This is a genomic window from Actinoplanes flavus, assembly GCF_017592555.1.
GTDB lineage: Bacteria > Actinomycetota > Actinomycetes > Mycobacteriales > Micromonosporaceae > Actinoplanes > Actinoplanes flavus.
Genome location: NZ_JAGFNS010000003.1, coordinates 337,244 through 357,404, shown reverse-complemented (window position 1 = coordinate 357,404; position 20,161 = coordinate 337,244). Strand labels below are relative to the sequence as shown.

Below are 20,161 nucleotides of genomic sequence, written 5' to 3'. Positions count from 1 at the left end.
ACCATCCGGGGGGCCTCATGATCCGTACGATGATCGGTCTTGCCGTGGCGCTCGCCGCCGTGGCGGGTGCCACCGGCCCGGCCGCGGCCGTCACCGGAGACGCCGGCCCGCGAGGCGCCGCCCTCTCCAAGCTCACCTTCACCTACCAGGCCAAGGTCGTCCATCTCACCTGCGACCCGGCCGGCGGCGACCACCCCCGGGCCGCTCAGGCCTGTGCCGTGCTGCGCGACATCGACGGGAACCCGGCCCGGCTCAAGCCGGGCGACGCGTTCTGCATGCTGCTCTACGCGCCGGTCACCGCCCGGGTGCAGGGCACCTGGGTGGGCCGCAGCGTCCGGTGGCAGCAGACCTACGGCAACACGTGCGAGATGGCCCGCGCCACGGGCGTGCTGTTCCAATTCTGAATGGACGTCACGGTTACGCTGCCCTCGTGGAAACTTCTACGCGTACCGGTCGTCCGCACGTCACGGCTCGCACCGCCGCGGTCTGGGCGGTGCTCCGCCGGGAGTTGGAGCGGCAGGGTCGCGAGCTGACCGTCCTCGACGTCGGCGGGGGCACCGGCGGGTTCGCCGTTCCGCTCGCCGAGGCCGGCCACACCGTCACCGTCATCGATTCCAGCCCCGACGCGCTCGCCTCCCTCACCCGCCGGGCCGCGGAAGCCGGCGTCGCCGGCCGGGTCCGTGCCGTGCAGGGCGACGGCGACGCGCTCGCCTCCCTCGTCGAGCCGGGCAGCGCCGACCTGATCCTCTGCCACTCCGTCCTCGAGGTGGTCGACGAACCGGCCGGGGTGGTCGCCGCCATCGCCGCCGCGCTCCGCCCGGGCGGCGCGGCCAGCGTGCTGGTGGCGAGCCGGGCCGCGGCGATCCTCGGCCGCGCCGTCAACGGCCATCTGAAGGCGGCGGCCGCGCTGGTCACCGACCCGGCGGGCCGGGCCGGGCCGCGCGACACGCTGCTGCGCCGCTACGACGCGGCGGGCGCGGGCGATCTGCTCACCGCCGCGGGGCTCCAGGTCGAGGAGACCCATGGGGTACGCGTGATCGCCGACCTCCTGCCCGCGATCGTGCTGGAGGAGGACCCGCAGGCCGTGCTGGAACTCGAACTGGAACTGAGCGCCCGGCCCCCGTTCCGCGACGTCGCCTCCCAGTTGCACCTCTTCGCCCGCCGCCCGGCCGTCACCCGGCCATGACCCGCCGCCACCCCGGTCCCGGCCCCCGGGCGGGGCGGCCGGATCCCCTGACGGCCGGCCGGGTCCGGTTGCCAGCCGGCTCTGAGCGCTGTTTCGAGGGGGCCGAGGCAACTCTCACGGCCGGCTGGACGGATTCCGGGCTGCTGGTAGGAGGGTGGCGATGACGGTTTCCGGGGGTGGACTGTTCGCGGAGCGGCCGCGGCCGGTCGGGGCGGTGCCCGAGGACGGGCTGCCGGAGGAGGCGTTCCGCACCGTGACGCCCGCCTACGGAGCGGGCAGTCTCGCCGACCTGCTGCCCAGCGTGTGCGCGGTGCTCGGGGTGCCGGGTGCGGTCGACGTCCTCGGTCTCGGGGAGCGGCTCGACGGGGTGGACCGGGTCGGGGTGCTGCTCGTGGACGGGCTGGGGACGTACCAGTTGCCGCAGGCCGCCCCGTTCGCCCCGGTTCTCACCGACCTGGCCCGGGGCGGCCGTCCGGGAGACGGGCTCGGCGAGAGTGGGGTGCTGACCGCCGGGTTCCCGTCGACCACGCCGGTCAGCCTGGTGACGCTCGGCACCGGAGCGACGCCGGGCGCCCACGGCGTGCTCGGGTTCACCCTGCGCCGTCCGGACGGGCGGGTGCTCAACCACATCCAATGGGCTGACGACCCGGATCCGCGCGACTGGCAGCCGGTGCCGACCCGGATGGAGGTCGCCGTGGACGCCGGGGTGCCGGTCACCGTGGTGAGCGCGCCCGAGTTCGAGGGGACCGGTCTCAGCCTGGCCGCCAACCGGGGCGGCCGGTACAGGGGTGCGGGTGACGGCGCCGCGGTGACCGACGGGATGCTGGCGGCGCTGCGCTCCGGTCCCGGCCTGGTCTACGGCTACCACCCGGATCTGGACCGGGCCGGGCATCTGGACGGGGTCTGTTCGGACAGCTGGCGCGCGGCGATCCGCGGGGTCGACCGGATGCTGGACCGGCTGGTGCACGGCCTCCCGGCCGGCGCGGCGCTCCTGGTGATCGCCGATCACGGCCAGCTCAACGTGCCCGCGGCCGCCCGGTACGACCTGGGCGCCGACCCGGTCCTCGGAGCCGGGGTGATCGGTGTGACCGGCGAGCCCCGGGTCCGCTACCTGTACGTCGCGGACGGCGCCCGGGACGACGTCATGGCGAACTGGCGGGCGGTCCTCGGTGACGACGCCCGCGTGCTGTCCCGGGACGAGGCGATCGCCGAGGGCTGGTACGGCCCGGTCCCGCCCCGGCACGCCGATCGTCTCGGGGACGTGGTGGTGATGTGCCGGCGCCGGGCCGTCGTGCTCGCCTCCGGTTGGGAACCGGCGCGAGTGGGCGAGTTGATCGCCTACCACGGCTCCGGTACCGCGGCCGAGATGACGATTCCGTTCTTGATCGCCCGATAAGATCTATTTGCTTCAATCGATTTGTCTGGATTTCGCGAGTGTCCGCCGGGGTCTTCGTGGGATCATGTGTCCAGGCAGCTCACGGCCGGTGATCAGGGACACACGCTGCCGTGACGGACGGGTTGTGCGGCGCGATGATCGGTCTTTTGGGACGAACCGATCTTCGGTACCCCGAAAATCACCCGCACTCGGTCGTCGTCCCGCTTTCCGACCCGCCGACCCGCTCGTAGACTTGCGTGATAAGGCAGCCGACGGCTGCCCCGCATCATCACACCTGCACCACCCCGACCCCGCTGCGGGGCCGGACATGCGCCCGGGGAGGAATGCCGTGCCGCTCTCGGAGCACGAGCAGCGGCTGTTCGATCAGATCGAGCGGTCGCTTGCCGAGGACCCCAAGTTCGCCTCGGCTGTGCGGGCCAGCGACCCGCGTTTCCACGCACGGCGCCGGCTCCTCATCGCCGCGTTCGTGATCGTCCTTGGTCTGGCTCTGGTCGTCTACGGGACGGTCGACCAGAACACGCCGCTCGGCGTGGCAGGCTTCGTCGTCATGCTCGGTGCCGCTGCCTTCGCGATGCAGTCGAGGCGCCGCAGCCAGGCGCCCGACCTGAAATCGGTCGGGGGCACGGCGACCCGCCGCACCCGCGCGAGCCGTAAGAGCGGCGGCTTCCTGGAGCGGCTCGAGGACCGGTGGCGCCAACGCCCGGAGGGGCATCGCTGACCCACCGAGCCGGCTGACAGGCCGGCTCCGATGACCGGCGGCCGGACCATCCGGCCGCCGTCGTCATACCCGCCGTCGTCATACCCCCAGCCTGCCGAGAGCCCGGCCGACCCCGTGGAGCACCCGCCCGCTCGGCGCACGGCCCCGGCTCGCCGTGAGCGTCGTTTACCCGTACCGCTGAAGAGGCGCCACTCGCAGTGAGTGGCGCCTCGCGCTGTAGTGGATCTCAGCGTGCCCGGTTCAGAAGGCGGCGCGGGTTGAAGCGGGACAGGGACTCCCCGAGGCTGCTCATCCGCTCGGCCGCCCGGGTGGACCACTCCGCCACGCCCAGACGCCAGCTGAGCAGCACCGACGGCGGCAGGAGGGTGGCGCGCAGGCGGGTCCCGGTGGGGGCGGCCTCGGCCATGCCGGAGCGGACCCGGGAGAGGGCGACCGCGAGTTCGGCGCCCTGGAGAGGGAGCCGGGCGTAGCGGGCGCGTTCCTCGGCGGTGCCCAGCAGGGTCGCCGCCTCGGCCGGGTCGCCGGTGAGGGACGACTCGCGGATCAGCCGTTGGGCGGTGATCCGGGGCGTCTCGGTCGGGTCCACCGGCACCTGGTAGTCGATCATCGAGTCGATGAGTTCGTCCCAGGCGGCGTGGGCGTCCGCACGGGCCCGGCCGGTTTCGCTGGTCACCGTGATGTCGGTGATCCCCTCACCGCCCTCGGCGGACAGGACCGCAGGCGCCGGCGCCGGCACCGTGGCGGCGTGCCTCCGGCGGCGGACCAGGATCCGGCGCAGAGCCGGCACCAGCAGCAACGCGATGATCAGCGCGACCCCGCCGGCGATCCACAGGCCGGTCCAGGAGGTCTCGTCGGCGATCGGGCCGGCCGCGCCGGTCTGGTTGCCCTCGATCTCCGCCCGGTTGGGGCGCTCGGCCGCGCCGGGGCCCGCCGACGAGTCGACGCCGGTCGCGCCGGGGCCGGTCGAGGTGGAGGCCGCCGGGGCGGGCCGGTCCACGTCGGGCGCCCACGCCGAGCGGGCCGAGCCGGTGACCGAGGCGGACGGCGTGGCGTCGAACGGCACCCAGCCGAAGCCCTGGAAGTAGACCTCGGTCCAGGCGTGCGCGTTCCGGTTGGTGATCTCGTAGGTGCCGTTGCCGATCGGCTTGCCGCGGGTGAAACCGAACACCACCCGGGCCGGGATGTCGGCGGCGCGGACCATCCACGCCATCGCGGCCGCGTACTGCTGGCAGTAGCCGGCCTTGTTGTTCAGAAACTCGGCGATCTCCGAGGCTTTCCCGGTCGACGGCACGGACAGGCTGTACTTGAACCCGTTCTCCTGGGAGAAGAAGTCGTAGATCGCCCGGACCTTGTCGTAGTCGTTGTCCTTGCCGGCGATCAGCGCCGCCACCTTCTGCTCGACCGTCGCGTCCGGTGGCCGGGCGGTGAACGCCATCAGCGGGTCACCGGGATCGAGCGAGTCCGACTGGCGCAGCGCGGCGGCGTTGAACGTGGGCCGCAGGTACGTGACGTCGTACTTCTGCTCCTTGGTGGTGGCCCGTCCGGAGAACAGCACCTGCTGACTCGGGTCGTACGCCCAGTTGCCGTTGAGGTCGCCCACCCCCACCGGATAGCTGTAGAGGGGCGCCATGTTCTGCTGGAGCCGGTCGGTGACCTGGACCTGGGCGTGGTACTGCGCGTACCTCGCCGCGCTGGTGGCCGCCACCTGCCGCGGATCGGGCAGGCCCTTGCTCAGCGAGTCGCCCTTCGGGGTGTCGTGGGCGAAACCGTTCTCCGTCAGCACCTCGGCGACGCCGAACCGCAGGTAGAACGGCTCCGGCTCGTCGGTCGTCACCTGGAGCAGCTTGACCGTCTGGGAGTGGTTGAGCTGCCCGCTCAGCGACGCGAACAGGTTGATCCGGCCGCCGTTGCCGGTGCCCGGGCCGTTGCCGATGCCCGGGCCGCTCTGCGTGATCCGGGAGAGCAGGCCACCGCTCACGGTGGGCACCGCCAGCGGCAGCAGCACGGCCGCGAGCACGCCGACCAGGCCGATCCGGCGCCCGGCGGCGGCCAGCGGGGAGGGCTCCCAGACGTCCACGTCGCGTCCGTCGCCGGTGAACCGGCGGCCGAAGCGGCGCACCCGGTCCACGTTGTCGGCGACCAGGAGCCACAGGTAACCGACGGCGCCGATCATGAACGGCACCGGGGGCACGCTGTCCAGGTAGATCGCGACCGGGATGGAGTAGATGGCCAGCATCGGCAGACCGGCCAGGGCGGGCCGGCGGAACACCGCGGTCAGCAGGTCGACCGCGATGGCCACGACGCCGACGCCGAGCACCGTGACGAACAGCAGGCCGTCCCGGTCGGGGACGGGCACGCCGTACGACCGGGTGTCCTCCCCGGCCTGGTGGATCAGATCCATCCAGTGGCCGAAGGTGTCCGGCTGCGGGATGAAGAACTCCCCGCCGCTCGGGAAGAGCCAGGTCAGCGACAGGACGAAGGCGGCCACCATGCTCGCGGTCTGCGCCCAGGTGGGGAACCGGAAGGTCCGGGTGGCCACCGCGGCACCCTGGATCAGCAGCACCGTGAGCAGGCACTGCATCAGCCAGGTCCAGTCCTTGAAGATCGACGACAGCGGCGCCGCGGCGAGCAGCGTGGCCGCCGCCGCGACGAGTCCGAGGCGACGCCGGCCGGTCATCGGACGACCCCGCTGACCGTCTCGGCCATCGCCGCGCGGTACGCGAAGCCCTGCGAGCCCCGCGCCACCGTCGGCCAGAGCGCCGCCAGGGTGTCGCCGTGCGTCACCGGGACCGACCGCCAGCCGCTGCGGATCAGGGCGAGCGACGCGGCCGCGTGTTCCCGGTCGGCCTCCTGCCGTTCGCCGTCGGCCAGCGGCACCCAGGTGGAGCTGTCCAGCGCGAACCCGATGCAGGTGGCGCCGTTGCCGCGGAGCTGGCCGAGCAGGCCCGCCTCGGCGGTGGTGAGCGCGCCGAACAGGCCGATCACCAGGCCGCCGTCGCTGCGCTGCCGGACGTGCTCGACCAGGATCGAGATGTCACCGTTCTGTTCCGCCTTCACGTCGGCCAGGGTGTCCAGGATCAGGCTCTCGCCGCCGGCCTCGGAGGCGTCGATGTCGGTGCCCGTCCCGGTGACCAGGCGCAGTTTGTAGCCGGACTCGCGCAGGTGCACCGCGATGCTGGCGACCGCCGACACCGCCCACTCGAAGCTGGCCGTCGGGCCCTCGCCGCGGTGCGCGTAGACCCGGGTGTCCAGCACGATCGTGGCCCGGCTCTCCCAGGGCTGCTCCTCGCGGCGGACCATCAGCTCGCCGGTCCGGGCGGTGGACCGCCAGTGCACCCGGCGCAGATCGTCGCCGCGACGGTACTCACGGGTGGCCGCGTCGTCCTCGCCGTGCACCGCCACCGAACGGGCGCGGCTGTCGCCGGTGCCCGCGTACTCTCCGGCGAGGCGGACCCGGGGCAGCGCCACCACCTGCGGGATCACGGTGAGCCGGTCCACGCTGGGGAAGGAGCGGGTCAGCTCGCACAGCCCGAACGGGTCGGTGAGCCGGACGATCAGCGGGCCGATCGGGTAGCGGCCGCGGATGTCGGCGCGCACCGTGTACGCCACCGAGCTGGCCTGGTGTGCCCCGAGCCGCTCCAGCACGACGCGGGGGCGGCTGCCCAGCGCGTACGGCAGGCGGTCCTCCAGCAGCATGGTGCCGGTGGGGAGACGGGACAGGTTCTGCAGGCGCAGGATGACCCGCGCGCTCGACCCGACCGGCGCCCGCCCCGGCTCCAGCGACCGGGTGCAGGCCAGCTTGTAGCGGCTGCGACCGACATACCACGCGGCGAGCAGCGGGAGGGCGGCCAGCAGCACCGCCACCCGCAGCAGGTCACGCTCGCCGAGGATGAGCGCCGAGACCGCGGCGGCGATCGCCGCGGCCAGGAACGAGCGGCCGCGCGTGGTGAGCCCCCGCAGCGCCTCCCGCATCCTCACCGCCCCCGTGACTCGTACGACGCGCGCCCGTCACGGGTGTCGTAGGGATTGCGGGCGTGCGGCAGCGGCAGCCGGTGCACGATCTCGGACACGATGGCGTCCGTGGTCCGCCGGTTGAGCTGGGCGTCCGCGGTCGGGATGATGCGGTGCGCGAGGACCGGCACGGCCAGCGCCTGGAGATCGTCGGGGAGCACGTAGTCACGGCCCTCCAGCGCGGCCACCGCCTTGGCGGTGCGCAGCAGCTGGAGCGTGGACCGGGGCGACGCGCCGAGCCGGATCTCCGGAGCCTCCCGGGTGGCGGTGACCAGGGCGATCGCGTACTGCTGGACGGCGTCGGCGGCGTGCACCGCGCGGGCCGTCTCGATCAGCCGGCGGACCAGGGCGGCGTCCGCCACGGCCCGCAGGTCGTTGAGCGGGTCGTGGTCGCCGTGGCCGCTGAGCATCGCCAGCTCGGCCCGCGGGTCGGGGTAGCCCATCGCGATCCGGGCGGTGAACCGGTCGCGCTGCGCCTCGGGGAGGGGGTAGGTGCCCTCCATCTCGATCGGGTTCTGCGTCGCGACCACCATGAACGGCGCCTGCAGCTCGTAGGTGGTGCCGTCGACGGTGACCTGCCGCTCCTCCATGCACTCCAGGAGGGCGGACTGGGTCTTCGGCGAGGCCCGGTTGATCTCGTCGCCGACCACCAGGTTGGCGAAGACCGCGCCCGGCTTGAACTCGAAGTCCCGCGTCTCCTGGTTGTAGACGCTGACCCCGGTCACATCGCTGGGCAGCAGGTCGGGCGTGAACTGGATGCGCCGCACCGAACAGTCGATCGAGCGGGCCAGGGCCTTGGCGAGCTTGGTCTTGCCGACTCCCGGCACGTCCTCGATCAGCAGGTGGCCCTCGGCGATCAGGACCGCGAGTGCCAGTCGGACCGTCGCGCTCTTGCCCTCGATGACCTGTTCGATGTTGGCCATGATGGCTTGCGTCGCGGCGCGGAACTCGGCGCTCGTCAGCGGGCCTGACGGCTCGCCCCAGGTCGGCGTTGTCACGGGCCTCCTCCAAATACGTGTCTACCCCCGTTAGGCGGAGATCACCCACCGTCAAGGGGCACCGTAAGGTCGCGGGCGCCCAGCGGCCGTGGGCCCCGGCGCTCGCCACCCGTCCCCACAGGTTATCCCCGTACATCCGCATCGCCGAAAGGCCTGATCGTGACCCTGTTGATATCGGTTTTCGGGGGATACCGGACGAACGCGTGTCATCCGCCGCCCAAAGGCGGTCGCCTGTGGACAGCCGGGAGTATTTCACGCGCCCGCCATACCGGTCGCCGTCCGTGACGGGGGAGGGGTATCATGCACGCATGGCTCGGTCTTTCCTGCTCCTTAGCCGGCCGTGCTGATCCGTTAGTCGGACCAGGCACGGCTACCCCTCCTGCGCGAGGGGCTTTTTTATGCCCTCTTTCCGAGAAAAGACGAGACGTAGACGAGATGGTGAAGATGAGCGAGACCGAGACCCCACCGTTCCGCTATACCGCCGCGACGGCCGGCGAGATCGAGCTGCGCTGGCAGGACCACTGGGCCGAGAAGGGCACCTTCCACGCGCCCAACCCGGTCGGTGAGCTGGCTGATCCCGCGCACCCCCGAGCGGGTGCGCCCAAGCTGCACGTCCAGGACATGTTCCCGTACCCGTCCGGCGCCGGCCTGCACGTCGGTCACCCGCTGGGCTACATCGGCACCGACTGCTACACCCGCTACCAGCGGATGGCCGGCTACAACGTGCTGCACCCGATGGGCTTCGACGCGTTCGGCCTGCCGGCCGAGCAGTACGCGGTGCAGACCGGCACCCACCCGGCGGTCACCACGGCGGCGAACGTCGAGCGGTACCGGCAGCAGCTGCGCCGGCTGGGCCTGGCGTACGACGACCGCCGGTCCTTCTCGACCACCGACCCGGAGTACTACCGCTGGACCCAGTGGATCTTCCTGCAGGTCTTCAACTCCTGGTTCGACCCGTCGGTGCGCAAGGCCCGCCCGATCAGCGAGCTGATCGCCTCCTACGAGGCCGGCGAGCGCGGCCCGGAGTGGGCCGGCCTGTCCGCCGCCGAGAAGCGCAAGGTCATCGACGGCCACCGCCTGGCGTACGTCTCCGAGGCCCCGGTCAACTGGTGCCCGGGCCTGGGCACCGTGCTGGCCAACGAGGAGGTCACCCCGGACGGCCGCTCCGAGCGCGGCAACTTCCCGGTGTTCCAGCGCAGCCTGAAGCAGTGGATGATGCGGATCACCGCCTACGGCGACCGCCTGGTCGACGACCTGGACGCGCTGGACTGGCCGGAGCCGGTCAAGCTGATGCAGCGCAACTGGATCGGCCGGTCCCGCGGCGCGCACGTCGACTTCCCGGTCGACGGCGGCGTGATCAAGGTCTTCACCACCCGCCCGGACACCCTGTTCGGCGCCACCTACATGGTGCTGGCCCCGGAGCACGAGCTGGTCGAGCGGATCACGCCCGCGGCCTGGCCGGAGGGGACGCACGCGGTCTGGACCGGCGGTCACGAGAGCCCCACGAAGGCGATCGCCGCCTACCGGGCGGCCGCTGCCGCGAAGACCGACGAGGAACGGACCGCCGACGGCAAGGTCAAGACCGGCGTCTTCACCGGCGCCTACGCGACCAACCCGGTCAACGGCGCCCGCATCCCGGTCTTCGTCGCCGACTACGTGCTGGCCGGCTACGGCACCGGCGCGATCATGGCGGTGCCCGGCCAGGACGAGCGGGACTGGGCCTTCGCCGAGGTCTTCGAACTGCCCATCATCCGTACGGTGAAGGCTCCTGAAGGGTTTGAAGGGGCTTTCACCGGCGACGGACCGGCGATCAACAGCGACTGGCTGGACGGCAAGGAGGTCGCCGAGGCCAAGGCCGCCATGATCGAGTGGCTGGAGGCGAACGGCAAGGGCCGCGGCGCCACCACCTACCGGCTGCGGGACTGGCTGTTCAGCCGGCAGCGCTACTGGGGTGAGCCGTTCCCGATCGTCTACGACGAGACCGGCCTGCCGATCGCGCTGCCCGAGTCGATGCTGCCGGTCGAGCTGCCAGACGTCGACGACTTCTCGCCGCGCACCTTCGACCCGGACGACGCGGACACCGAGCCGGAGACCCCGCTGTCCCGCAAGAAGGACTGGGTGCAGGTCGAGCTGGACCTGGGCGACGGCCCGAAGACCTACACCCGCGAGACCAACACCATGCCGCAGTGGGCCGGCTCCTGCTGGTACGAACTGCGCTACCTGGACCCGCACAACGAGAAGGTCCTGGTCGACCCGGAGAACGAGGCCTACTGGATGGGCCCGCGCAAGCCGGGGGACGCGGGTGGCGTGGATCTGTACGTGGGCGGCGTCGAGCATGCCGTTCTGCATCTGCTGTACGCCCGCTTCTGGCACAAGGTGCTGTTCGACCTGGGCCACGTCTCGTCGTTCGAGCCGTTCAAGAAGCTGTTCAACCAGGGCTACATCCAGGCGTACGCGTTCCGCGACGACCGCGGCGTCATCGTGCCGGCCGAGGAGGTCGTCGAGCGCGACGGCAAGTGGTACCACGGCGACCAGCAGGTCAACCGCGAGTACGGCAAGATGGGCAAGTCGCTGAAGAACGTCGTCACCCCCGACGAGATGTGCGAGCAGTACGGCGCCGACACGTTCCGGGTGTACGAGATGGCGATGGGCCCGCTGGACGTGTCCCGCCCGTGGGACACCCGCGCCGTCGTCGGCTCCCAGCGCTTCCTGCAGCGTGCCTGGCGTCTGGTGGTCGACGAGGAGACCGGCGCCGTCCGGGTGACCGACGAGCCGCTGGACCCGAAGACCCGCAAGGTCCTGCACAAGGTCATCGCCGGCGTCCGTGAGGACATGGAGGAGCTGCGGTTCAACACCGCGATCGCCAAGCTGATCGAGCTGACGAACGCGCTGACCCCGCTGCCGGTCGCCTCCCGCGAGGCGGTCGAGCCGCTGGTGCTGATGCTGTCCCCGTTCGCCCCGCACATGGCCGAGGAACTGTGGAGCAAGCTGGGGCACGACGGCTCGCTGGCCTACGCCGACTTCCCGGTCGCCGACCCGGCCCAGCTGGTCGCCGACGCGATCACCTACCCGGTGCAGGTCAACGGCAAGGTCCGCGGCCGCGTCGAGGTCTCCCCGGAGACCGGCGAGGCCGAGGTCCGCGCCGCCGCGCTGGCCGCGGTCGCCGAGGCGCTGGGCGGCAAGGAGCCGAAGAAGGTCATCGTGGTCAAGGGACGCCTGGTCAGCGTCGTCGTCTGACCACTGGGTGGACACGGCCCGTCGCGGTACGCCGCGGCGGGCCGTCGCCTGTTTGGATGGGCGGCATGCCTGACGTCCTCGCCGTCGCCCCGCTCACCAGGCCCGTCGACGCGACCGTCCGGCCGCCCGGCTCCAAGAGCATCACCAACCGGGCACTGCTCTGCGCGGCCCTCGCCGACGGCACGTCCACCCTGTCCGGAGCGCTCTTCGCCGACGACACCCGGGCCATGATGGGCGCGGTCGGCGCGCTCGGCGCGACGGTCACCCTCTCCGAGAGCGATCGTACGGTCGTCGTGCGCGGCATCGACCCCGGTGCGGCCGGTGGCGCCGGGACTGTCGACGCCCGCCAGTCCGGCACCACGTCACGGTTCCTGCTCCCGGCGGCGGCTCTGCTCGGCGGCCGTACCGTCGTCGACGGCAGCGAACAGTTGCGGGCCCGCCCGTTCGGCCCGGTCCTCGGCGCGCTCCGGCAGATCGGCGCGCGCGTCGAGGAGCTGGACCGGCCCGGCTTCCTCCCGGCCGCGGTCACCGGGCCCGCGCACGGTGGCCCGGTCGAGGTCAGCGGCCACATCTCCAGCCAGTTCCTGTCCGGTCTGCTGATGGCCGGGCCGCTGATGGAGCGCGGGATCGACGTCACCCTCACCTCGCCGCTGGTCTCGGTGCCCTACGTGGAGATGACCAAGGCGGTGATGGCGGCCTTCGGGGTGACCGTCACCGGGCTCACCGTTCCGGCGGGCGCCTACCGGCCGGCCGACTACACGATCGAACCGGACGCCAGCGCGGCCTCCTACTTCCTGGGGGCGGCGGCGATCACCGGCGGGCGGGTCACCGTCTCCGGCCTGGGCACCGGGAGCCTCCAGGGAGACGTACGGTTCGCCGACGTCCTGGAACGGATGGGCGCTTCGGTGACCCGTACCGCCGACGCGGTGACCGTCCGCGGCGGCTCGCTCCGCGGCATCGACGTCGACATGGCCGACATCTCGGACACCGCGCAGACGCTGGCCGCGGTCGCCGTCTTCGCCGACGGGCCGACCCGGGTCCGGGGGATCGGGTTCATCCGGGGCAAGGAGACCGACCGGGTCGGCGCCGTCGTCACCGAGCTGCGCCGGGCCGGGATCGACGCGGTCGAGGACGCCGACGGCTTCACCATCCACCCGGGAGCGCCGCGGCCGACCCGGTTCGCGACCTACGACGACCACCGGATGGCGATGAGCCTCTCGCTGATCGGCCTGCGTGCCCCCGGCATCGAGATCGCCGACCCGGGCTGCGTCGCCAAGACCTACCCCGGCTACTTCACCGACCTGGCCACCCTGGCCTGATGCCGCCGGGCGAGCGGTGTCCTCCCGGATGACCGGGAGTCCTACCGGCGCCCCTGGCCGCGGTTCGGCCCGTTGGTGAGGCGGCCGATCTCCCGGCGCAGCAGCGCCGCCTCGGTGAACCGCCCGAACCGCTCCAGTACGTCGGTGCCGGTCAGATAGGCCCCCATCAAGGCCTCGGTGAACATGTCCGGTTGCTCATGCGCCAGCGGCCGGTAGATCTGGATCGCTTCGTCGACCGACTCGAGCGCGCCCCGCTGATCGGCGCCGAACTCCGCGCACACTGCCGCGTACGCCTCCAGCGCTCCGGCCAGGCCGAGGCGCTCCGCCGGGTCGGAACGGGCCAGCCGCCGGTGGACGGTGACGGCCTCCCGGGCCGCCCCGAGCGCCGCTTTCGAATGTCCTAGCTCGGCTCGCAACACGGCGTGGTTGCCCACCGCCGTCGCGAATGGCCGCAGGTACGACTGCGGACTCGCGTCGGCCAGCCCGCGGAGGATGGCGACCGCCTCCTCGGTGGGCGCCAGCGCCTGCTCGGTGCGGCTGACCTCGGCCAACCGGGCGCCGAGGTTCATCAACACCACGGCCAGGAAAGGCCGGTGCACCAGTGGGTCGGCCTCGGCCAGGCGGCGGTACGCGGCGACCGCTTCCTCGGACGGCGGTAGCGCCTCCTCCGTGCGGCCGAGTTGGGAGAGCCAGACGCCGAGGTTGGCGAGCGCCCCGGCGAGCGCCGGCAGATGCACCCGCGGGTTGGCCTCGACCAGGCGACGGAAGAGGGCGATGCCTTCGGCGGTCGGCGGCAGCGCCTGTCGCCGGCGGCCCAGCTCCGCCATCCGGACGCCCAGGTTCAGCAGGGACGCGGCCAGCTCGGGTAGGAACCGCTGCGGCTCGGCCTTCGCCAGCCGGCGCAGGATCCGAGTGGCCTCCTGAGCCGGGCGCAGGGCGTGTTCGGGGCGACCGATCTCGGAAAGTCGCACGCCGAGATTGCTCAGCGTGACCGCCAGGAAGGGCAGGTGGTGCTCCCGGTCCGCTCTGGCGAGCCGCCTCTGGATGGCGACGGCCTCCTCGCTCGGGGCCAGAGCCTCCTCCCGGCGGCCGGTCTCGGCGAGCCGTACGCCGAGATTGGTCAGTGCGATGGCGAGAGCGGGCGAGTGAGTCTCCGGAGCGGTGCCCGCCAGCTTCCGCAGCAGGCCCACGGACTCCTCGGCCAGGGCCAGGGCCTGCTCCAGACGACCCAGCCCGGCCATGATCCCGCCGAGGTTGCCGACCGCCACCGCGAGTTCGGGCAGCAAGGCCAGCCGCCGATAGAGGGCGGTCGCCTTCTTGGCCGGCTCCAGGGCCTCGGCGTCCTGTCCCACGCTGGACAGGCACAAGGCGTGCACGCTGTACAGGCGGGCCTGTTCGGCGGGGTCGGTGGTGCGATCGAGGCGGTGCCGGGTCAGCCGACCGGTGATCGCGGCTGCGGCGATGTCGAGGTCGACGTCCCGGGTGGCCGGTAGCAGCGGCTCGACGGCGGCCAGGACGTCCGGATCGACGCCGGGGATCTCCGCCAACCGGGTGAGGGTGGCCCCACCCGCCCTCACCGCCCACTCCGGGTACGCGCTGACCAGCGGATACAACACACCTGTGGCGATGTGTGGCCACCGGTGGGCGGTCTCGGTCAGAACCGTGACGGTGCCGGCAGCCCAGGCCGGGGTGTCGCCCGCGCCGGCCACTGCCGCGGGCGCCGTGAGGGCCCAGTCGTCCGCGAGCCCGGCGACGTCGGCGCCGATGTGGGCATGGCCAGGGGTGGTGAGGGCGATCAGATCCTCACCGAGCCGGTCCGGGCGGAGCGCCTCCAGCACGGTCACGGGGTCGGCGGCGGGCTGGCAGACGCGGTGGTCGTCGATGAGCTGATCGGCGTCCGGGACGGTGCCGGCAAGACCGGACCGGGTGAGAATCTCCTGGGCGGCCGGGCGGGGCAGCGGCCCGGCCAGGGTGGCCAGGCAGGTCGTGCGGTGCAGTTGCCGGGCCGAGCTGAGCAGCGGATCTTCGGCCCGGCCGCTCATCCGCTGCCAGTGTTCGTACTCGCGGCGCAGCAGGAAGGCGGAAACCGCGTGCGGGGTGGCCGGGACCGGGGAGTCCCGCCGGCGGGCCTCCACCGCGACGAGGGCGGCCATGTGCACGGCCAGAACCTGCGTGTAGGCCGGCCGGTCGAGACCGGACGGGTCCGGCCACCCGTTGCCGGACCCGAGCGCGTCGGCGAAGTGTGCCGCCGCCGTGGTGAAGAGCTCGGCCCGGTCCAGAGTCGTGGGCAGCGGCGCCAACGGCACGTCATCGGCGGTCACGCCGAAGTCACCGTCCAGGCGGCTGGTCACCGCCGGCCACCAGTACCCGGTGGAGCGGGCCAACAGCAGGACCCGCAGGGTCAACGGGGCCTGCACCGCGATGTTGACCAGGTCGCCGAGCAGGGCCAGCAGATGCGACGGCGGCCACCGGTCCGCATAGTCCACGAGCACCAGGACCTTGCCGTCCGGCGGCAGCGGCACGCGGCTGGACGTGGTGACACCGGCGGGAGCGCTGTGCGTCACCCGCCACACCGCCCAGTCCTGTCCCCCGCAGCGGCGGGCGAATTCGCCGGCCAGCCGGGTCTTGCCCTGCCCGCCGGGGGCATGCAGGAGGCGGACCGGTGTGGCCGTGTCGGCGGCCCATCCGGCCAGGTCGTCCAGCTGGTCGTCGCGTCCGGCGAACGGCACCACCCGGTGCCGAGGGAGCAGCAGCCGGCTCGGCTGTGCCCGGGCCAGATCACGCGGCAGCGGATCCGCCTCGGTGGAGAACACCTCGATCCGGTACGGCGGGGGCATCCGCGCCTGAACGACGACATCGCCGGTGACCTGGCTGATCTGGATCACATCACCGAACACCAGGCTGTTGGAGATCGCCTGGTGGTGCGTGGAGCTGTCACCGGTGAGCCGCCGCCACAGCCTCATCGGTCCGGCCCGGTCGTCATCGCGCCATCATGGACCGCCGCGCCGTCCCGGGCCATCGGACAGACGGTCGGCGATCCGACCTTCGGGCGTGCGGAGGCGGTGCGCCGATCAGGCGGGCAGGGGAGCGCGGCGGGCCGTGTGGCGCCAGCGCAGGATGATCGCCGTGGAGAGGACGAAGCTGAACGCGGCCGGGGCGAGGGTGAGGAAGTTCATCTCGCCGGGGGCGACGACCGCGGCGCCGATCACGGCGTAGGTGACCGTGGACGGGATGGCGGCGATGGTGGTGCCGAGCAGGTAGCGCTTGCGGCACACGCTGGTGGTGCCGTAGGCGTAGCCGACCAGGCCGAACGGGGCCAGCGGCAGGAAGCGGACCAGCAGGACCGCGGCGAGGCCGCGACGGTTCAGCCAGCCGTCGAGGCGGGCCAGGCGGCTCCCGGCACGGGCCTGGAGGGCGCCGCGCCCGGCCCAGCGGCCCGCGTAGTAGGTGGCGACCGCGGCGATCACCGCGGCGGCCAGGGCGGCCGCGGAGCCGGTGACGGCGCCGAGCAGGGCGCCGCAGGTCATCGTGATGAGGGTCCGCGGGACGAGAACCGACAGCAGCATGCCGCCGAGGAAGGCCACCGCGAACACGGCGCTCGGGCCCATGGCGGACAGGGTGTCGGCGATGTCCCGCAGCGGCAGCACGGCGGCGAGGCCGGCGAGAGCGCCCACTCCGGCGCCGAGCAGGGAGAATCGGATCAGACGGCGCTTCCACCCCAGCGGGGTGCAGGCGGTGGGGGCGGCAGCCCGGTCAGTGGCCTGAGGGTCCGCGGGGATTTCGGTGCCTCGCGGGTCGATCAGGTTGTCGGTCATGCAGGCCTACCGCCCCAACTGTCGTCGTTTCAGGACTCGGTGGTGCCGGTCTAAACCGCGTTCGTCGCGGCGAGCCGTTCGTTCCGGAGGCGCTCACTCCAGGTGTCGTCGAGGGGAGTCAGCCTATCCGCGCCGGTGGACCAGCGAAGGAGCAGATCGGCTATCGCCGGGTTGCGGGCCAGCGCCGGGCCGTGCGAATACGTTCCCAGGATCTTGCCCGCCCAGGCGCCCTCGGTCTGGCCGTCGTTGCCGATGCCGCCGGTCACCCGGGCGAGTGGTGCGGCGTGCGCGCCCAGGTGGGTCCGCCCGCCGTGGTTCTCGAATCCGGTCAGTGGAGGCAGGCCGAGCCGCGGGTCGATGTCACCGCGCAACTCGCCGACCGCCCGGGTCTCGCCCCGGTCGGAGGTGATGTCGAGCAGTCCCAGCCCGGCGCACTTGGCCCCCTTGGCATAGAACGAGTGACCGAGAAGCTGGTAACCCGCGCAGATGGAGAGGATCGCGGCGCCCTGGTTGACCGCCTGGTGCAGGCCGCCGTCGGTGAGCAGCCGCTGGGCCGCCAGGGCCTGCGGGCCGTCCTCGCCGCCGCCGATCAGGTAGATGTCGGCGCTGTTCGGCATCCGCTGGTCGGAGCGGACCTCGTAGGTCTCCACCGGGATGCCACGGTCGGCCGCCCGGCGGGCGAGGATGAGCATGTTGCCCCGGTCGCCGTACGTCGACAGCAGATCCGGGTAGATCCACACGATCCGCAGGGACTCAGTTGACACGGTCCAACTCCGCTCGAATGTCCTGGAACGCCGTGTAGTTGGCGATCACCTCGAGGCGGCCGGGCGGAACGGACCGCAGCGCCTCGTCGAAACTGTTTACGTGCCGGAAGGGCACGTGGTTCACCTGGAGCCGGACCGCCAGGTCGAAGGCGCGGTCACCGGTGATCAGCACCGGCCGGTCGCGCAACGGCGAGAAGTCGACGTCGTAGAGCCACGACGTGTCCAGGCCGTCGGGGTCGCGGGCGTTGATGGAGAGCAGTGTCGGCGCCTGGTCGGCCATGTCGAAGGCCTCCAGCCAGCTTGCCGGGTTCTTCGCCAGCAACAGGCGGATGTTGCGGCCGTCACGGTCGACCTGGGCATACCGCCCGGCGATCGACGCGACCCGGGAGAGCCGGGGCAGCGCCTCGATCGGGCGGACCCCGAACTCGGCGGCCACGGCCAGCGCGGTGGCCGCGTTACCGATGTTCACCCGGCCGGGCAGCTGGAGTTTCACCAGGTGCCAGTCGCCGCGGGGGTCGATGACGCCCTCGTCCTCGACCACCCACTGCGGACGCGGGCGGCGCAGCGGGCAGCCGGTGCACCACCAGTCGCCACCGGACCGCTCGATCGGGTGGCCGCTCTCCGGGCAGACGAACGAGTCGTCGTGCCAGCGCTGGCCGGCGCTGAACCAGGTGGTCTGCGGGCTGCTCGCGGCCGCCCACACCACCATCGGGTCGTCGGCGTTGGCGACCACCCGGATGTCGGGGTGGCCGGCCAGCGTGGTCTTCCACAGCTGCGCCATCATGGCCACCTCCTTCGCCCGGTCGAGCTGGTCGCGGGAGAGATTGAGCAGGGCCACCACCTTGGGCCGGGTCTGGTCGATGACCTGGGCCAGGTAGTGCTCGTCCACCTCCAGCACGGCGAACGGGGTGTGCCCCTCCTTCGCCAGCGCCGAGGTGTGGCCGGTCGGCATGTTGGCGCCGAACGAGTTGGTGGCGACCCGGCCGAGCACGCCGACGGCGGCGGCGGTGAGCCGGGTCGTGGTGGTCTTGCCGTTGGTGCCGGAGACCAGCGCGACGGCGCGGCCCGCCGCCAGGTGGGCGAGGAGATCGGGGTCGATCTTCAGGCCGATCCAGCCACCGATCACCGAGCCGTCGCCGCGACCGGCGGCCCTGGAGAGCGCGGCCGCGGTCTTCGACACGGAGGTCGCGACCTTGGCGATGAGAGGCATTCCGTCCGTCACGCCAGCGAGGGTACCGGACGCGAAGGTTACGTCGAGTTGCCAGACGGTCAAGATCACCGACCACTTCGGGTTTTCCGGGGTCCGGACGATTCGGACGTGCTCCCAACAGGGTGACGGACTTTTTCTGTGTCCTGATTCACCCGTAACCCTCGACCAAGAGTCACCGATTCAACACTTTACGTAGCGGCATTTGTCTCGCGGAGGTAACAAATTGGACAGCAACAAATATGCCAAACACGGAGAGTGATCAATGCGGCGCTGACGATCATGGCCGAATTCAGGTAGCAAAGATTCGCCGGCGGCACACCGCCCGCCGGCCGCACCGGACCGGTTCACGCCGAGCCCTGCCCCGGACCGGACGGTGCGACACCGCAGTTGGCCAGACCACGACAAGGCAATCGGGGGCAGGGACGGGGGACCCATATCCGGTCTCTCCCGCGCCGCCCGGCTTCCACGGGCGACGCATCCGGGAGCGACCTCGGGGTGAAGCCGCACCCATCCGCGGCCGGGCATGCCTTCCCGCCCGAACCCGACAGCTAACCTCGCAGGCGTGCCGGAGGGATTTCTCTACCGTGCACGAACACAGTTCGCGCCGGCGTCGTCGCACGTCCGTCGGCACCGGTACCGTCGCACTGTCCCTGGGGCTCTGCCTCTGCGCCGGCCAGTTGGTCGCCGCATCGCCGGCGGCGGCCGCGACCGCCACCGTCACCCCGGTCACCGCGAGTGCGGCAGCCGCGAAGATCACGCCCCAGATCGCCACGAAGGCCAGCACCCGAAACCTGGCCTGGGGCTCCACCCTCAAGATCACCGCGAAGGTGATCGACCCGGCCACCGGCCAGGTCGCCAAGGGCACGGTCCGTCTCCAGGGCTGGAGCAACGGCGCCTGGCGCACCTGGGACACCGACACCGTCAAGGGCGGCGCGGTCACGCTGACCGCGAAGCCGACGAAGACGGTGTGGGTCCGGACCCTGTTCACCGGGACCGGGTACAACCAGCAGGCCACCACCAAGGTCAAGGTCAAGGTCCGCGCCAGTGGCGCCAAGGTCCTGGCCGAGGCCAAGAAGCACAAGGGCGCGCTGTACCTGTTCGGCGCCGCGGGCCCGAAGCGCTTCGACTGCTCGGGCTTCACCAAGTACGTCTACAAGAAGGCGGCCGGCAAGAGCCTGCCGCACAAGGCGAACTCGCAGCAGAAGTACGGCAAGTCCGTCGCGAAGAGCAACAAGAAGATCGGTGACCTGATCATCTTCCGCAACGGGTCGTACGGCTACCACGCCGGGATCTACGCCGGCAACGGCTACGTCTACGACTCGCCGCACAGCGGGGCCCGGGTCGGCAAGCACAAGATCTGGAACAGCAACTACGTGGTACGGCGCCTCGTCGCGTAGCGCCCGTAGTAGATAAGGAACGGCGCTGTGGGGGGGGGGCCCGGGGGGGGGCCCCCCCCCCCCCCGCGGCCCCACCCCCCCCCCCCCCCCCCCCCGCCCCCCCGGGGGCG

14 protein-coding genes and 1 riboswitch are annotated in these 20,161 nt (G+C 72.2%); of the genes, 7 read left to right on the top strand and 7 right to left on the bottom strand.

Annotation, left to right across the window (positions count from 1 at the left end):
• Positions 1–29: 29 nt before the first annotated feature.
• The 4 genes from J5X75_RS06900 (at position 30) to J5X75_RS06885 (ending at position 3,300) form a co-directional block, all read left to right on the top strand.
• On the top strand, positions 30–404 hold the full coding sequence (locus tag J5X75_RS06900) for an SSI family serine proteinase inhibitor (protein ID WP_238487407.1): 375 nt from the start codon (positions 30–32) through the stop codon (positions 402–404).
• Positions 405–430: 26 nt separating this feature from the next.
• The gene (locus J5X75_RS06895; protein WP_208466429.1) at positions 431–1,186 is read left to right on the top strand and encodes a methyltransferase domain-containing protein; all 756 of its coding nucleotides are present in this window, start codon (positions 431–433) and stop codon (positions 1,184–1,186) included.
• 160 nt (positions 1,187–1,346) lie between these two features.
• Positions 1,347–2,582 carry an alkaline phosphatase family protein gene (locus J5X75_RS06890; protein ID WP_208466428.1) on the top strand — a complete coding sequence of 412 codons (1,236 nt, stop codon included), beginning with the start codon at positions 1,347–1,349 and terminating at the stop codon, positions 2,580–2,582.
• Positions 2,583–2,910: 328 nt separating this feature from the next.
• Positions 2,911–3,300: an SCO2097 family morphological protein gene (locus J5X75_RS06885; protein WP_208466427.1), complete on the top strand. Its 390-nt coding sequence runs from the start codon at positions 2,911–2,913 to the stop codon at positions 3,298–3,300.
• Positions 3,301–3,526: 226 nt separating this feature from the next.
• Here the strand turns inward: J5X75_RS06885 and J5X75_RS06880 are convergent, their stop codons facing one another.
• Genes J5X75_RS06880 through J5X75_RS06870 form a run of 3 tightly spaced genes read right to left on the bottom strand, consistent with a single transcriptional unit; the run spans position 3,527 to position 8,309 of the window.
• Positions 3,527–5,977 carry a transglutaminase TgpA family protein gene (locus J5X75_RS06880; RefSeq protein WP_208466426.1) on the bottom strand — a complete coding sequence of 817 codons (2,451 nt, stop codon included), beginning with the start codon at positions 5,975–5,977 and terminating at the stop codon, positions 3,527–3,529.
• Positions 5,974–7,272 carry a DUF58 domain-containing protein gene (locus J5X75_RS06875; protein WP_208466511.1) on the bottom strand — a complete coding sequence of 433 codons (1,299 nt, stop codon included), beginning with the start codon at positions 7,270–7,272 and terminating at the stop codon, positions 5,974–5,976. The genes J5X75_RS06880 and J5X75_RS06875 overlap by 4 nt, the downstream gene beginning before the upstream one ends.
• 2 nt (positions 7,273–7,274) lie before the next feature.
• The gene (locus J5X75_RS06870) at positions 7,275–8,309 is read right to left on the bottom strand and encodes an AAA family ATPase (RefSeq protein WP_208466425.1); all 1,035 of its coding nucleotides are present in this window, start codon (positions 8,307–8,309) and stop codon (positions 7,275–7,277) included.
• 435 nt (positions 8,310–8,744) lie between these two features.
• Between J5X75_RS06870 and leuS the strand changes: the two genes are divergently transcribed.
• Both leuS and aroA read left to right on the top strand, forming a co-directional pair.
• Positions 8,745–11,546 (top strand): leucine--tRNA ligase, encoded by a 2,802-nt coding sequence (gene leuS, locus J5X75_RS06865; RefSeq protein WP_372450846.1) that lies wholly within the window; start codon positions 8,745–8,747, stop codon positions 11,544–11,546.
• Positions 11,547–11,611: 65 nt separating this feature from the next.
• The gene (gene aroA, locus J5X75_RS06860) at positions 11,612–12,865 is read left to right on the top strand and encodes a 3-phosphoshikimate 1-carboxyvinyltransferase (RefSeq protein WP_208466423.1); all 1,254 of its coding nucleotides are present in this window, start codon (positions 11,612–11,614) and stop codon (positions 12,863–12,865) included.
• A 41-nt stretch (positions 12,866–12,906) separates the two neighbouring features.
• On the opposite strand, the gene J5X75_RS06855 is transcribed toward aroA, so the two are convergent.
• The 4 genes from J5X75_RS06855 to J5X75_RS06840 all read right to left on the bottom strand — a co-directional run bounded on the left by J5X75_RS06855 (position 12,907) and on the right by J5X75_RS06840 (position 18,654).
• Entirely contained in the window at positions 12,907–15,828 is a 2,922-nt protein-coding gene (locus J5X75_RS06855) for a tetratricopeptide repeat protein (RefSeq protein WP_238487406.1), read from the bottom strand.
• A gap of 108 nt (positions 15,829–15,936) precedes the next feature.
• Complete coding sequence (locus J5X75_RS06850) at positions 15,937–16,680, bottom strand: TVP38/TMEM64 family protein (protein WP_208466422.1); 744 nt, start codon at positions 16,678–16,680, stop codon at positions 15,937–15,939.
• Between the two features lie 50 nt (positions 16,681–16,730).
• Positions 16,731–17,444, bottom strand: coding sequence for a type 1 glutamine amidotransferase (locus J5X75_RS06845; protein WP_208466421.1), 714 nt, complete (start codon positions 17,442–17,444; stop codon positions 16,731–16,733).
• On the bottom strand, positions 17,434–18,654 hold the full coding sequence (locus J5X75_RS06840; RefSeq protein ID WP_208466509.1) for a Mur ligase family protein: 1,221 nt from the start codon (positions 18,652–18,654) through the stop codon (positions 17,434–17,436). The genes J5X75_RS06845 and J5X75_RS06840 overlap by 11 nt, the downstream gene beginning before the upstream one ends.
• Before the next feature lie 440 nt (positions 18,655–19,094).
• A riboswitch (cyclic di-AMP (ydaO/yuaA leader) is annotated at positions 19,095–19,232 on the top strand.
• A gap of 6 nt (positions 19,233–19,238) precedes the next feature.
• On the opposite strand from J5X75_RS06840, the gene J5X75_RS44000 reads away from it, so the two are divergent.
• Complete coding sequence (locus J5X75_RS44000; RefSeq protein WP_307797960.1) at positions 19,239–20,051, top strand: C40 family peptidase; 813 nt, start codon at positions 19,239–19,241, stop codon at positions 20,049–20,051.
• Positions 20,052–20,161: the final 110 nt, after the last annotated feature.